Annotated in this window: 12 protein-coding genes; 1 reads left to right on the top strand and 11 read right to left on the bottom strand. The window is 62.0% G+C overall.

Annotated elements, in window-relative coordinates; all coding sequences use genetic code 11:
• Window positions 1–10 precede the first annotated feature (10 nt).
• The 5 genes from EC912_RS05025 to EC912_RS05045 all read right to left on the bottom strand — a co-directional run bounded on the left by EC912_RS05025 (window position 11) and on the right by EC912_RS05045 (window position 4,058).
• The gene (locus EC912_RS05025) at window positions 11–703 is read right to left on the bottom strand and encodes a response regulator transcription factor (protein ID WP_132142056.1); all 693 of its coding nucleotides are present in this window, start codon (window positions 701–703) and stop codon (window positions 11–13) included.
• On the bottom strand, window positions 703–1,071 hold the full coding sequence (locus tag EC912_RS05030; protein ID WP_243649159.1) for a PepSY domain-containing protein: 369 nt from the start codon (window positions 1,069–1,071) through the stop codon (window positions 703–705). The genes EC912_RS05025 and EC912_RS05030 overlap by 1 nt, the downstream gene beginning before the upstream one ends.
• Window positions 1,068–2,048 (bottom strand): tRNA dihydrouridine(20/20a) synthase DusA, encoded by a 981-nt coding sequence (gene dusA / locus EC912_RS05035; protein WP_132142057.1) that lies wholly within the window; start codon window positions 2,046–2,048, stop codon window positions 1,068–1,070. The genes EC912_RS05030 and dusA overlap by 4 nt, the downstream gene beginning before the upstream one ends.
• 140 nt (window positions 2,049–2,188) lie before the next feature.
• A complete protein-coding gene (locus EC912_RS05040; RefSeq protein WP_165973513.1) occupies window positions 2,189–3,469 on the bottom strand; it encodes a DUF418 domain-containing protein in 1,281 nt (426 codons plus the stop codon).
• 202 nt (window positions 3,470–3,671) lie between these two features.
• On the bottom strand, window positions 3,672–4,058 hold the full coding sequence (locus EC912_RS05045) for a VOC family protein (protein WP_132142059.1): 387 nt from the start codon (window positions 4,056–4,058) through the stop codon (window positions 3,672–3,674).
• A 268-nt stretch (window positions 4,059–4,326) separates the two neighbouring features.
• Here EC912_RS05045 and EC912_RS05050 point away from each other — a divergent pair, with 268 nt between their 5' ends.
• A complete protein-coding gene (locus EC912_RS05050) occupies window positions 4,327–5,076 on the top strand; it encodes a DUF5694 domain-containing protein (RefSeq protein ID WP_132142060.1) in 750 nt (249 codons plus the stop codon).
• A 136-nt stretch (window positions 5,077–5,212) separates the two neighbouring features.
• Here the strand turns inward: EC912_RS05050 and EC912_RS05055 are convergent, their stop codons facing one another.
• From EC912_RS05055 to EC912_RS05080, 6 genes are all read right to left on the bottom strand, one after another.
• Window positions 5,213–5,587: a hypothetical protein gene (locus EC912_RS05055; RefSeq protein WP_132142061.1), complete on the bottom strand. Its 375-nt coding sequence runs from the start codon at window positions 5,585–5,587 to the stop codon at window positions 5,213–5,215.
• Window positions 5,588–5,635: 48 nt separating this feature from the next.
• Window positions 5,636–6,052 (bottom strand): DUF1801 domain-containing protein, encoded by a 417-nt coding sequence (locus EC912_RS05060; RefSeq protein WP_132142062.1) that lies wholly within the window; start codon window positions 6,050–6,052, stop codon window positions 5,636–5,638.
• Window positions 6,053–6,268: 216 nt separating this feature from the next.
• Window positions 6,269–7,021, bottom strand: coding sequence for a tetratricopeptide repeat protein (locus EC912_RS05065; protein ID WP_132142063.1), 753 nt, complete (start codon window positions 7,019–7,021; stop codon window positions 6,269–6,271).
• A gap of 298 nt (window positions 7,022–7,319) precedes the next feature.
• Complete coding sequence (locus EC912_RS05070) at window positions 7,320–7,622, bottom strand: hypothetical protein (RefSeq protein WP_132142064.1); 303 nt, start codon at window positions 7,620–7,622, stop codon at window positions 7,320–7,322.
• Window positions 7,619–8,674 (bottom strand): type VI secretion system protein TssA, encoded by a 1,056-nt coding sequence (gene tssA / locus EC912_RS05075; RefSeq protein WP_132142065.1) that lies wholly within the window; start codon window positions 8,672–8,674, stop codon window positions 7,619–7,621. The genes EC912_RS05070 and tssA overlap by 4 nt, the downstream gene beginning before the upstream one ends.
• Window positions 8,671–15,144, bottom strand: a complete 6,474-nt coding sequence (locus tag EC912_RS05080) for a filamentous hemagglutinin N-terminal domain-containing protein (RefSeq protein WP_132142066.1) — start codon at window positions 15,142–15,144, stop codon at window positions 8,671–8,673. Before EC912_RS05080 ends, tssA begins: the two co-directional genes overlap by 4 nt.
• Window positions 15,145–15,154: the final 10 nt, after the last annotated feature.

Genomic DNA, 15,154 nt, shown 5'->3' on the forward strand with positions numbered 1-15,154 from the left:
GGTAAACGGATCAATCCTCGTCCGCTTCGTTGCGCGGAATGGCGAAGCGGTAACCGCGGCCGCGCACTGTCTCGATGGGCTTGAGAGCACCTTCCGGGTCGAGCTTGCGACGCAGGCGGCCGATGAAAACCTCCAGCACATTCGAGTCGCGGTCGAAATCCTGCTGATAGATGTGTTCGGTGAGGTCAGCCTTGGAGACCAGCTCGCCCGCATGCAGCATCAGGTATTCCAGCACCTTGTACTCGTAGCTGGTCAGGTCGACCTGCCGGCCTTCGACGGTGACCGTCTGCGCCGTGGTGTCGAGCTTGATCGGACCGCACGCCAGCACCGGCTTGGACCAGCCGCTGGCACGACGGACCAGCGCGTTGATGCGCGCCAGCAGTTCTTCGACGTGAAAGGGCTTGACCAGATAGTCGTCGGCGCCGTACTTCAGGCCTTCGACCTTGTCCTGCCAGCTACCGCGCGCCGTAAGAATAAGAATGGGATAGCGCTGGCCTCGCTCGCGCAGGGCCTTGACCAGGTCCATGCCCGACAGCTTGGGCAGTCCCAGGTCGATGATCGCCAGATCGAACGGCACTTCGCCGCCCAGGTACAGGCCTTCCTCGCCATCTTGCGCGGCATCGACCGCGAAGCCGTCGCGCTTCAGGCGTGCGGCGAGAGTCTCGCGCAGCGGTGCTTCGTCCTCTACCAACAGGATGCGCATCAATGTTTCTCCTTATTGTCCCGGTCGGTCGCTTCCGGAATCTTGGCCGTTTCGGTACGGACGGGCACCACGCGAACGTGCCCGTCTAGGGTAAGCACTTTCACACGGTATTCGGTGATGCGGCCGCGCTCGACGAGCCGCGTATCCGCAGACAGCACCTTTCCCCCCGTGTCTTTCTGAACTTTGCTCACCGCCTGCTCCAGCGTCAACGCCTGGTCGGACGCGGCGCAGACGGAGGCGCCGCAAAGCAGCGCGGCGAAAAATAGCGGACGAAACGTGATTTTCATGTTTGGCGCTGGCACGGCGGCCGTAAGGCTAATCGGCCGATCATGCCGGGCTGAATTGAATTGCTCCTGAATACGGCTCACGCGGCCTGTCGCATTGGCGCAAGAGCGGCCTCCACGAGAGCCCAACCGGCACCCGGCAGGTGGGCGCCTTCGCTCAGTGTACGGCGGAAACCGCGGGCCCCGGGCTCCCCCTGGTACAGCCCCAGGATATGCCGGGAGATGTGCTTCAGCTGGGTCCCACGGGCCAGTTCGGCCTCGATATAGATACGCATATGCTCCAGAACCTCGGCCCGATCCACCAGCGGTGCACCGTACAGCTCAGTCTCCAGCCGCGCCAGCAGGAAAGGGTCGTGGTAGGCGCTGCGGCCCAGCATGACGCCATCGACCCGGGTCAGGTGCTCCCTGACCGCGTCGACCGTCGTGATCCCGCCATTGATGACGACGACCAGTTCCGGGAACTCCCGCTTGAGGCGGTAGACCCGCTCGTAGTCCAGCGGCGGGATTTCGCGATTTTCCTTGGGACTCAGACCCTGCAGCCATGCCTTGCGGGCATGGACCACCAGAATTCCCACCCCCGCGGCCATCATCTGCTCGGTGAAATGCTGGAGGTCGGCGTACTCGTCCTGATCGTCCACGCCGATCCGGCATTTCACCGTCACCGGCACATCCACGGCATCGGCCATGGCCCGAACGCAGTCGGCCACCAGCGCCGGCTCGCGCATCAGGCACGCCCCGAACTTGCCCGACTGGACCCGATCGGATGGGCAACCGACGTTGAGGTTGATCTCGTCATACCCCGCCACCGCGCCCATCCGCGCCGCCTGCGCCAGCTCCACGGGATCGCTGCCGCCCAGTTGCAGGGCAACCGGATGCTCCTCGTGGCTATGCTCGAGCAGGCGCGTCTGACCGCCACGCACCAGCGCCGCGCTGGTCACCATCTCCGTATAAAGCCGGGCATGGGGCGACAGCAGACGGTGGAAGTAGCGGCAATGCCGGTCCGTCCAGTCCATCATGGGGGCGACGGTGAGGCGGAAGGGGGTGGGATCGATGCGGGACATGGCGCCATTGTAGCGGGCCGCACGAACGTAGGAGCGCGCCTACAAGCCTGTGGAGAACGCCGCTCGGGCCAGGAGCGATGCCCGAACTAACGAGAGTTATCGGGCAACGACAAACATCTCTGACCCGGCGACCTCGAACGTCACATCGACGCGGCGACAATCCGCATCGGTGGCCGGCGCAGATAAGTCAGATAGCGCCACAGCCATTCCATCGGACCGTAGCGGTAGCGACTCAGCCACCAGCGACTGAGCAGCAGTTGCAGCGCGTAGAACAACAGCACATAGACCACCTGCCATGCACGCGAAAAATGCACCGCGAGACCGAGCCCATAGCCGTAGAACAACCAGGTACTGACCAGCGATTGCAGAAGGTAATTGGTAAGTGCCATGCGTCCAGCCGGCGCCAGCCATGCCAGCACACGCGCACCGCCGGGATGTTGCAGCCATAGCATCAGGGCACTGAGATAGCCAAGGCACAAGAGCATGCTGGAGATTTGAAGCAGCATCAAACTGACCTGACTGAGTGGCGTCTCGAGGCCGGGAATGAAAGAAGTGCTGCACCACGACGCAAGGAGCGCGAGCAGAATACCTGGCAGCAATGTCCAGCGCAGCATGCGCCGGAAGAACGGCAGGTGCGCCTGCGGTTTGACCATTCGCCCGGAACGAATCAGCCAGACGCCGAACAGAAAGACACCGAGGATCATCGGACCCTCCAAAAAGACGTACCACCAGTGATCGACCAGATCCCGGGTACGTTGGCGCGACATCGCGGTATAGCTGCCGTGGAGCAGTAGCGGTTCCGCGACGGCAACCTTGTTCACCCACTTCTCATGTGCCTTTTCACGCTCTTCTACCTTCTGCGCATACGCTGCTGGGGTACTGTGCAGGGCGTGGTACGTCCTCGCCATGCCTATCGAATAGGTCAGCACGGGCACCAGGTACAGCAGCAACGCCAGTCGCCATAGCCAGTTCATTCGCAAGTGACGGAAGCCCAGCAGCAGAACGAAGGCCACCAGCGCATACATGACCAGAATGTCGCCAGCCCAGATCAGGCAAGCGTGGATCAGGCCGAATCCCAGCAAGGCTACGCTGCGCCGAAGATAGGGCCGCACAAAGTCGCGCCCGGCCCGTTCGGCGCGCGTCATCATCACGGCAAAGCCCATGCCGAACAGCAGACTGAACAGTGTCCAGAATTTGCCTTGCACGAAGGTGAAGATGAACCAGGCGGCGGCGTAGTCCAGTCCATGCAGGGTGGCTGGCAAGATGTCCCTGATGGCTACCAGCGGGCGCACCATGAAATCCACATTCATCAGGAAAATGCCGAGCAGGGCGAATCCCCGAAGCACGTCCAGCGCCTGGATGCGTTCGTCGAGTGGAAGCGGCATCAACGCATGGCTGTCGGTATTACTGGTCGCTTGCATATGCCCCCGCACCATGACTCGACAGCGCACAGTCTGTGGCAGGACCGTGCGCACGGCTAGTATGTCGAATGGCCCATTTATGACACCCACCTTATGCGATGCGTTCAACACATCGCACGAGGTTCGCCATGAGTCGAAAGCGGACCGTCCTGCTATCCGTTTAACTCGACGATCCGCCCCCGGGTTTCATGTTTTTTGCAATTCACTGCCCCAAAGGGGGCTCCCAAAGTTCGACCTTGTTGCCCTCTGGGTCCATGACCCAACCGAACTTCCCGTACCCGGAATCGTCCGTCTTTTCCAGGACGTTACATCCTTCGTCCCGAAGTGCCTGAAGTAAAGCGGTCAGGTCTTCAACGCGATAGTTGACCATGAAGGTCGACTGGCTCGGCGCGAATTGGTCGCCATCTGCCGCGCCGATGGACCACACGGTCGTTCCGTTTGTCGGATGGCCCGATGCGTCCGCCCACGTGAACGCCGTGCCTCCCCATGCCTGGACGTCGATTCCCAGGTGCTGCTTGTACCAAGCGCGCAGTGCGACAGGATCCTTCGCGTTGAAGAAGATTCCTCCGATACCTGTGACTCTCTTCATTTGAGCCTCCGAAGTGCGGCAAAGTTGGAGCGTACCGCATATCTGTGGCGCTCTTCTTTAAACCAAATTTTCGGGGGATACATCAAACGGGACTGAAATGCAGCAGTCAGGTCAACCTAATCCGTACAACTAAGAATGGATTGTTTACCAGACACTAGTTCGCAAACGGTCTTAACTCAGGGGCTCTCAAATGCTCGATCTCTGCAAACGGATATTTCTTGCACGGCGGATACGGTGCTCTGGGGCCATCCTGCTACTGGCGCCCATCTTGTCCTTCGCCCAGACATCACCTGCGCCGGTGGACGTGATGATCGTGGGTGTTTTTCACATGTCCAATCCTGGGCACGACATCCACAACATGAAGGTCGACGACGTACTTGCACCGAAACGTCAATCCGAGATCTCTGCCGTGGCAGACGCACTTGCTCGCTTCAAGCCAAACAAGATTGCGGTGGAGTGGTCTAAAGATGTCGTCGACGAGCGCTACCCAAAGTACCTCGCGGGAACCCTTCCGCCTTCCCGTAACGAAGTGGTCCAGCTGGGATTTCGACTGGCGAAGGTCGCCGGATCGAAAGGTGTATACGGCATCGATGCCGACGGTGATTTTCCGTATGAGCCGCTCAAGACTTATGCCGATGCCCACGGCTTTGGCAGTCTCCTCAAGGCACAGGACGACGCGATTGATCGACAGGTTGCCGAAGAGGAGCGCGTGCTCGCCACGAAGGGGATATCCGCCGAGTTACGCCTTCTCAACGATCCGGTTCGACTGAAGGGAGGCAATGCTTTTTATCGAACCGCTCTTCGTATGGGTGCAAACGACGCTCAACCTGGCGTAGACCTCCTGTCTGCCTGGTATCGCCGCAATTTCCTGATCTGCGCGAACCTTCTCCAGCTTTCCCAGCCAGGCGATCGGATCGTGGTCTTCTATGGAGCCGGTCATGCCTTCTTGTTGCGGCAGTGCGTAAGTGAAACACCGGGACTCCGGCTTGTCGAGGCGAACGACTATCTTCAGCCGTAGTGACCCGGACCCGACGCGCATAGTCGGTGCCGCGCTCCCGACCTGATCAGCGGGAGTGCGATGCTACGAGCGTTTAGCATGACTCAGGAAAAGCGATTTACCCCATTCCCGCGACCAACAGAACAAACGTCGTTGCTCAGATGATCTTGGCAGGAATCGTTGCATCCTCGTCCAGGGAATACACCGCGCACAAACGATGATAGCCATCCGCGACGATGAGTTTGCTGTTCTCGCTGTCACGTACCAACAATACCGGAGACATTCCCTCGCCCTTGACGATCTTCTCGCGATCGCTTTCGACATGGGAGTTACTGATGCCAAGCCGGGATAAGTTCGATGCGCGCAGCAGGTCTTTGGCTGCGAATTCGCATATGCGCACGCGCCGCAGTTTCTTCACAAGTCTGGTGACCGTGGCTGCATCGAATAGCAGGCTGAGATAGGACCCGGCCGCCACGTAGTCGTGTTTTTCGGGTTTGTCGAGCCATTTGATGGAGAGAGGCTTCTTGCTCATGCGTCTTCCTCGGCGGGTTGGACACTGCAGGCGTTTTTTTGCGGCAGCCTATTTCGCTCGCTTTGTTGCTGCCTTTCCGCCAGACGTATTGAGGGCGATCGCCGCACGGATGAGCGCCTTGAACGCGTCCGCGTCCACAGTATTCCCCTCTTCGATGTCGATCGCTCGCCTCGTGTTCCCGTCGAGGCTCGAGTTGAAGAGCTTGGCCGGATCTTTCAACGACGCACCCTTGGCAAAGGTCAACTTCACTTTCGCTTTGTAAGACTCGCCGGTGCAGATGATCCCATCGTGCTCCCATACGGGCGTGCCCATCCACTTCCACTCTTCGACGACCTCCGGGCCTGCCTCATGGATGAGCTTACGCATCCTAGCCAGGGTCTCCCCACGCCAGTCCCCAAGGTCGGCGATTCTTTTGTCGATCAGCTTGGATGCCGACTCGCCTTCGGTCGAACCCGACTTTTTCATGCGCTTCTCCTCCGCGAATAGGCTCCGGTAGCCATGGCCCCTGCATCGGCTCAATCCTAACGAAATCGGAAGCGGCACGCGTGGTGCGACCGGCCGGCAATCGACGAGACGGTGAAGTACATGACCGGGACTTTAGGTGGATGGCAGCGACCCGGGCCAGCGTTACCATCCGGCGACATAACGACAACGTAGAAGGAATTCCACCGCCAAAAGCCCTCAGGAGTCGCCGAGCTGCGCCAGTTCCGACTTGGCCGCCTTCAGCCATGGCTGCTCTTTGCGCCGGTAGTAACCGGGCATCAGCTCCGCGCGGCGGATCTGGCTCCGCAGCACATCGCGGGCTTCGCCTTGGCGCTGGCTTCTGGCGAGTAGACGGCCATAACGGAACCGCCCTTCCTCGCCCGGATAACTGTCGGCCAACACGCGGTACTCGCTCAGCGCCTCTTCGGTATGACCCAGTTCTTCCAGGCAACGGGCATAGAGCAGATGCCCTTCGCTGGATTTGTAGCTGGGGTTTGCCTTGATCAGCGCTTCCAGGGTCTGGCGCGCCGCGCTGTAATTTCCGCCGCCGGCCTGCGCCTGAGCGAGACCGAGCATGAAATCCGCCTCGGTCGTGTACATACCGGTGAGGAGGCTCTGGTAGAGCTCTTGCGCGTTGGCGTAATCGCCGAGTTGCATGCTTTCCTCGGCGAGGTGGCGACGATTGTCCACCGTATCGGCGAGCTCAAGCCGGCGTTTCAGCTCCCGGCGCCGCCGCTCCGGATCGATGATCTTCAGGGTCTTGCTCGCCGCGTTGCGTCCGCGAGGGTCATGACGCAGATCGGGGACAACCGCCACCAGCACGTATACCAGCACGGCCAGATACGAACCGATCACGATCAGCCATATCCAGTAAAGCGGGCGACCGCTTCGCACCACATGGATGGCGCATGCCACCTGAAGGCCAATGGACAGCAGAAAAACGATGGGCATGCCTCTTCCCTTCCACGTAGCCATGCGTAAATCGCGGATGCTACATCACCGCTGGCGTCCTGAGGAACAGACGCCCCAACGCGCTCACGCCCCTTGCAGGAGCGCGTTTGAACGCGATTCGTGAGTATGGGAGGGCCAAGCGCGGCCGTCGGCACCTCGCTTCGCAGGGGATCGCGCTCAAGCGCGCTCCTATAGGTCTGCGACGAATTCCATTCGCGTCAGGAACTAGGGCGGAACCGAGGACAGTTATCGGGCGACGATAAATGTCTCGAACCCTGTGGGCGCACCCACCATTCCTTTACCGGGCCGAATTGCTCAGCACTATATAAGCGACACCACACGTCAAAGCCGCGGACACCGCGAGTAAGCAGCGCACCCGGACAACGGTCGATTTTTCCCCGGCCGGATCCGGTTCTATCCTGGCCGCGCCGAAGTAGAGCTTCATTAAAAGCGTTCTGTCCGAGTTGGAAAACACACTGCCTTCCACCCTCGCGCCACCGATGGTCTTGCCAGCTTCGGCGAGCCGGACCAGGAGACGGTAACCTTCGATCAGGTACCAGACGTTGACCATGCCGAGAAAAATAATGGCAACGCCAATCATCCTTCCTCCGCCTGCACACCCGAAATATGCTGCAGCTCGTCGATACCGGCTGGCGCGAGATCTTTCAGCAGATCCATGAAGTTCCTGCCGACCAGCCGCTGCGCCCTTCGCAGCAGCAACGGTACCGGACTGGAAGGTTCATTGGCTGCGTAATAGGCGCAGATATCGTCAATCCTCCGCATGACATCCTGGGGTCCGGCGATGCGCCCGCTGGATGAATTCGCCGCGGCACCCTGCCCTGTCGATGCCGCGCCGCCGTCGACCTCGGCATCGTCGTCGGTCGCTTCACCACTGGAAGTTCGCGCCGCCCAATGTGGCTCGACGAATTTCGCGAGTTCGCGCAGGTCGTCGAGAAGCACTCGCAGGTCCGGTGCGGCGGTTCCCAGGTGTTCGTTCAGGATATGGTCGATGGCCCGGGCATGTTCAAGCGCTTGCCGGATGGCTTCGACCGATACCTTGAACTGCTCTTCGGAGCAATCCAGACAACATGCTTCGATCTCGCTCAGGGACGGCGCGGCGCTGGTTCCGTCGCCCGGCAAGATCTTCAGCGTACCGTTGGCGATGCGTAAATCGCGCAGACTGAAACGACCGAGGCGGGGCGATTGCACGAAGGGTGTTACCCGAAAGTAACCCAGCAGGCCCAGCGGATCGCCGAGCGACACCACGGCATTGACCCGCGAGGTCGGATCGTCGTTGTCCTCGGCATCGAGTTGCGGATGCACGCTGTCCCAGAACGTTTCGAGCAGACCGCGAATGAGGGCCAGGCCGTCGGCCCATCCACGCAAGCCATGCATGCGCGTCCATGCCGCACACAAATGCACGGACACGCGAAGATCTCGCGAACGTTCGAGCAAGCCCAGGGATCGCTGCTCCACCTTTTCCCAATCGGGCTCCTCGGCGGCAATCACGCTGTCTCCGGTAACGCGCTCGGTCTTCGCCTCGGCGGCACGTTCCAGCGCCAGAAAATCCGGGTCGTATTCGAGGTTGTCGCCCGTCGGTGCCTCGTCGGCAAGCGGCACGAGCAGTTCGCTCAACAGTTGTTCCGTCATCATGGCAGTTGTCCCAATGTCGTGGCGGCTTCCGCTCCGTCGCAGCTCGACTCGTCATCCGGATCGCAGCCCGGTTGCTGATCCGCCGGCAAATGGATACCCGGACGCACGATACCGAACGCCCGATAACTCGCTGTAACCGCACTCATATCGACGTACGAGTCCGCGCGATTGCCACTGCGCTGGGCGCGGCTGGCTGCCACCGAGGTCGGTATGTTGACGCCGATTTCGCCACCGATGGGCAACACGCTACCGTCGGCGGCCAGAGCGTAGAAATAGGCCGGGGGCTGCCCGATGAAGGCCACCGTCTGAAGCCCGGTACCCACCACATAAATCGGCGCGCTACTCATGCCGATCCGGCCGGTGGACGCGTAGGTACCGAGTCCGTCGAGGATCGGCGTCGTGCCGGTCTGCAGCAGATCGCCGCCCCTCACGGCCAGATAGAGCGCCGCCGTCCCCGCGTTCACCGAGTAGGCACTGCCATCCACCGAAGCAAGCGTCAGCGTCTGGCCGTTGGTCAGGCTGAAGCCACCCGGCGCGGCGAAATTGCCGAGCACGCCGATGCGGTTGTCGACGACATGCTGCGCATCGCCGAACATGGCGCTACCCGCCGCGCGGCCGCTGAGTGTATTGGCCATGAGACGGCCCGCGCTGCCTTCGCTGATGGCACCCGCCGAGTTCAGGACGATCTCCGTGCCGCTCACCGCACCGTCGATCGCCAGATCGCCATTCGTTGTGGTCAGCACCGTCTGGCTACCGCCATCCAGCGGACCGGTGACGCCAAGCGTCCGCGCATTGGTCAGGCTGAAGCCGCTGGCACCGAAGCCACCCACGCTGCCGATCTGGTTCGCCTGGTTCAGCGTTGTACTACCGACGGAACTGCCGGTCAGACGGCCCGCGGTCAAAATGCCGCCCGTCTGCGCGATCGTCGAGCCACTGCGCAGGTCGAGCGTACCGCTGGCCGTTACGTTGTTGCCCAGCGTGAGGCTTTGCCCGCTGAGAGAAACATCGCCACCACTCAACGCACCGCCCATCGCGAGCGTACCTCCGCGGGAGATCAGCGTCAGATTGCCGTTGCCCGCGCCGATCGCCGGCACCGTCAGGGTGCCGGCCGCCAACAGGCTCACGTTGCCGTTCGCCGTGTTCGTCAGCGAGGCGATCGTCAGGTCGTTCGCATCGGCCAGCGATACGCCAGCGCCGGTCGCGGTCACCGCACCCACGAAATCGTTGCCGGCGTTGCTCAGGTCGATCGCCCCACTGGCATTGAGGTTGCTGCTGCCAGCGACATGCAGTGCACCGCTCTGACGGATGGCGTCGCCGCTGTTAACGGTCAGCGTGCCCGCGCCCACATTGCCCAGCGTCAGTGCCGTAGCACTGGCGATCTGCGTCGCGCCGCCGGTCAGATTCACGGAGCCACCGAAGCGATTACCCGCATCGCTCAGCGTGATCGCGTTGCTGCCTGCGTTGATATCGCTGCTGCCGCTGACGTTCAGCGCACCGCTCTGGTTGATGGCGCCACCGCTTTTCGCCGACAGGTTGCCGCCGACGACGCCGCTGCCCAGATTCAACGCGCCCATACTCGTCGCGGTCAGCGCACCGGTGCTAAGGGCGCCCAACGTCAATGCACCGCCGGTGGCAATCTGCGTTGCACCGCCCGTCAGATTCACCGCACCGCCGAAGACGTTATTCGTATCGTTCAGCGCAATCGTATTGCTTCCGGCATTGAAGCTACTGGTACCGCCGACGCTCAGTGCGCCACTCTGGTCGATGCCGCCGTTGCCGGTCGCGACCAGATTGCCGCCGATCGTACTGCTGCCCAACGTCAACGCCGTGCCACTGGCGATCTGCGCCGTGCCACCCGTCAAATTCACCGCACCGCCCAAAGCATTGCCGGTATCGTTCAGCACGATGGCACCGTTGCCAGCATTGAGGTTGCTGGTGCCACTGATACTCAGCGCACCGCTTTGACCGATGCCGCCGCCGTGGCTGTTCGCGATCAGGTTACCGTCGACGCTGCCGCTGCCCAGGTTGAGATCGCCCTGACTGTTTGCCGTCAATGCACCCGTGTTCAAAGTACCCAGTGTCAGCCTCGTGCCGCTGGCGATCTGCGTCGCACCGCCGGTCAGGCTCACCGCACCGCCGAATGCATTGTTCGCATCGATCAGCGTGATCGCGTTGCCACCCGCGTTGAAACTGCTGCTGCCGCTTACGTTCAGTGCGCCGCTTTGGACGATGGCGCCGCCGCTGGTCGCGATCAGATCGCCGCCAACCGTGCTGCCGCCCAACGTCAACGCCGTGCCACTGGCGATCCGCGACGTACCGCCCGACAAATTCACCGCACCGCCCAAAGCATTGCCGGCATCGTCCAGTGTGATGGCACCGTTGCCTGCATTGAGGTTGCTGGTGCCGCTCACGCTCAACGCGCCGCTCTGGCTGATGGCGCCGCCGTTACTGTTCGCGGTCAGGTTGCCGCCTATGCTGCCGCTGCCAAGATTCAGCGTGCCTGTGCCGGTTGCCGTCAGCGCGCCCGTATTCAAATTGCCCAACGTCAATGCCGTACCGCTGACGATTTGCGTCGTGGCACCCGTCAAGCTCACGGCACCACCGAACGCGTTGCCTGTATTGGTTAACGCAATCGCGTTGCTACCCGCGTTGAAGTGGCTGGTGCCACCCACCGACAGCCCGCCGCTCTGCTGGATCGCGGTCGTATTGGTGAAATCGAAGCGGCCACCGGTACCGAAACTGCCCAACGTCCCAATCGCATTCGCGCCGGTGAGCGTCGCGTTGCCGGCGACGTTGCCGCTGAGCATGCCGGCACTGATTATGCCGCCTGTCTGCTGGACGTTTCCCCCTGCGGACAGCGCGACGTTGTTCGAGCCCGTCACATTTTGATTCAGCACCAGATCGCCGGCCGAAGCCAACGTCACGCCGGTCGAGTTGACGGCTGTATCGAGCGATAGCGTGCCGGTAGTGGTCGCCAGACCAAGGTTGCCCAAGACGGTCAACGGTCCGTTCACCAGCAACGACATGTTGTTGCTCAGACTGAAATTCGGCGCATTGAATGCGCCAAGCGTGCTTACCTTGTTCGCGCCATTCAACGCGACATTGCCCGCTGAGTTGCCGGTCAGGACATCCGCCGTGATCGCAGCGCTGCCTCCCTCGCTGATCGCACCGGCCGAATTCAAGGTGGTCGTCGTGCCGTTCACCGCGCCGTCGATCGCCAGATCGCCGGTCGTCGTGGTCAGCGCCGTCTGGCTACCACCGTCCAGCGGACCGGTGACCGTCAGCGTCCGCGCATTGGTCAGACTGAAACCGTTGGCACTGAATCCGCCCAGACTACCAATCTGGTTGAGCTGATTCAGCGCCACGCTACCGACGGCGCCGCCAGTCAACGTCGCAGCCGTCAGGACGCCACCGGATTGCGCAATCCCCGCACCGCTGCGCAAGTCGAGGGTGCCGCTGGCCGTTACGTCATTGCCCAGCGTGAGGCCTTGCCCGTTGAGAGAAACATTGGCGCCACTCAGCGCACCTCCCGTCGTCAGCGTGCCTCCGTTGGCAGTCAGGTTCACATCGCCGCCACCCGCGCCGATCGTCGATACCATCAGATTGCGGGCGGCTACCAGATTCACGTTGCCGTTCGCCGTGTCCGTCAGCGGGGCGATCGTCAGGTCGTTCGCATCGGCCAGCGATACGCCAGCGCCGGTCGCGGTCACCGCACCCACGAAATCGTTGCCGGTGTTGCTCAGATCGATCGCGCCACCCGCGGTGAGGTTGCTCGTGCCGCTCACGCTCAACACGCCGCTCTGATTGATGCCGCCGCTGCTGTTAACCGTCAGGGCGCCCGTACTCACATTGCCTAATGTCAGCGACGAGCCGTTAGCGATCTGCGTCGCGCCACCCGTCAAGTTCACCGCACCGCCGAAGGCATTAGCTGCATTAGCCAGCGTGATCGTGTTGCTACCCGCGTTGATGCTGCTGGTGCCACTGACGCTCAGCGCGCCGCTCTGACCGATGGCGCCGCCGTTGCTATTCGCGATCAGGTTGCCGCCGACGCTACCGCTGCCCAGATTCAACACACCCGTGCTCGTCGCGGTCAGCGCACCGGTACTCAGGTTGCCCAGCGTCAACGCGGAGCCATTGGCGATTTGTGTCGTACCGCCAGTCAGACTCACCGCACCACCGAAGGCGTTACCTGCATTGGCCAGCGTGATCGTGTTGCTACCCGCATCGATGCTGCTGGTGCCACTGACGCTCAGCGCGCCGCTCTGACCGATGGCGCCGCCGTTGCTATTCGCGATCAGGTTACCGCCGACGCTACCGCTGCCCAGATTCAACGCGCCCGTACCCGTTGCCGTCAGCCCGCCGACGTTCAGATTGCCCAACGTCAATGCCGAACCGCTCACGATTTGCGTCGTGCCGCCAGTCAGACTCACCGTACCGCCGAACGAGTTACCCGCATTGTTCAGCGTGATCGGGCCACTGCCCGAGTTGAAGCTGCTGGCGCCGCCCACCGACAACGCGCCGCTTTGCTGGATGGCCAGGAAATTGACCAGATCAAATGTGCCGGCGGTGACATTGCCCAACGACGAGATTAAATTCGCATTGCCGAATGCGGCCCTGCCGGTAACGGTGCCGCTCAACGTTCCGGCCGTGACGACGCCGCTTGTCTGCAGGGCATTTCCGCCTGCGGACAGTGCAACGGTATTCGAGCCTGTCACGTTCGCGTTCACCGTCAGATCGCCAGCGGAAGCCAGCGTCACATCGGAAGCAGTGATCGGTGCAGCGAGGCTCAACGCCCCGTTTCGCGTTGTCAGGCCGACGCTGTTCGTCGCATTCAGCGCTCCATTGACCAACAGCCCCGTATTGTTCGTCAGGCTGAAATTCGACGCGCTGAAACCGCCGAGCACGCTGACTAAATTCTGGCCGTTCAATGCCACATTACCGCCAGCGCTACTGCCGGCCAGCGTGCCCGCGACGATCGCCCCGGTGGTTGCCTGGGTTTGATTTCCCGACGAGACCAGACCGACGGCACCACTGCCTGCGTCGAGCGTGCCGTTCAGTACGAGGTTTCCGCCTGTCACCGCTACGCCACCTGAGTGACCGACGAGGCTGCCGGTGGCGCCGACCGTCAGATCGGACGTGCCGTTGTTGATTGTCACGCCCCCCGCGCCACCGTTGACCGCGTCCGATACGAGCAGTGCCTGCGTGTTGGTCAGGCTGAAGCCGTTGGCGGTAAACCTGCCGAGGTTGCCGATCTGGTTGGATTTCGTCAGCGTTGTGCTGCCTCCGGAACTGCCGGTCAGATAGCCTGCCGTCAACGCGCCAGCGGTCTGCGTAATCGCACCACCCGACTGCAGACCGATCTGACCGGAGCCGGCATTGATCGAGCCGGTCAACTGGATCGCGTTGCCGGACACGTTGATGCCGCCGCCCACGGGCGTGCCCCACGCATCGATACTGCCGCCCAGCGCAACGTTGGCATCCGAGACCAGGGTGACACTCCCGCCGTTCGCACCGGATACGGTGATGGCGTTGAGGTTGACGACGTCGCCGCCGTTGGCGACCAGGCTGATGCTACCGCCCGTGCTGCCGATGCCCTGGGCGCGAAGCACGCCGCTGTTGTTGACCAGTTGGGAAAACAGCGCAGGTGCCGCCGACGCCTGCAGCAGAATCGTGCCGTTGTCCGCCACGACCGTGCCGCTGTTGATCACCGCTGGCTGGCCTAAGTTGGACTGCTGCAAAGCGCCGGTAATGGCGATATTGATCAGCCCGCTGCTGTCGAAGCTGAGTACCGCCTGGTCCGCACCGTCCATCTCCACGCGACCCAGCGAGGCGGAGATGAAGCCCTGATTGCTCACGCTGGCGCCGATCAGCGCCACCGAGCCCCCCGACGACGCCGAGATCGTGCCGCCTTGATTAACGATGCCGCCACGGGTGGAACCGGCCGTAAGATTATAGGCGCCGCTGATGAAATCGCTATCCGACATGTCCAGCGTGCTGGCCAGCAGGCTACCGACGTTCAACGATGCGCTGGGGCCAAAAATGATCCCATTCGGGTTGATCAGGAAGATCCGGCCGTTCGAAGTGACGCTGCCGAAAATCTGGCTGGGAACTGCTCCGCCGATGCGATTGAGTGTGATCGCATTGGTCCCGGGTTGATTGAACGTGACCGTGGCAGCGCTACCGACATCGAAGCTGTTCCAGTTCAGAATGGCCTTCGCCGATGACTGGTTGACGGTCAGGATGGGGTTGGTTCCCGTGCCACTCAACGTAGTGCCGGCGCTGCCGCTGGACACGCTGGGGCCGTTGGGAATAGCGTTGGGCGGCGGCGCCGCCAGCAGCTCGCTGCACGGCAACAGCGACCCGGCCACCAGACCGAGCAGGGACAGACTGACTGGCAAGGCCTTGCGGCGCAGCGACGAGATACGCATACCGGCAGTTCGGCAATGCGTGACGCAATGGGTATGCTTCATGGTCGCAGCC

Origin of the sequence: Luteibacter rhizovicinus (genome assembly GCF_004342265.1) — a bacterium.
GTDB lineage: Bacteria > Pseudomonadota > Gammaproteobacteria > Xanthomonadales > Rhodanobacteraceae > Luteibacter > Luteibacter rhizovicinus_B.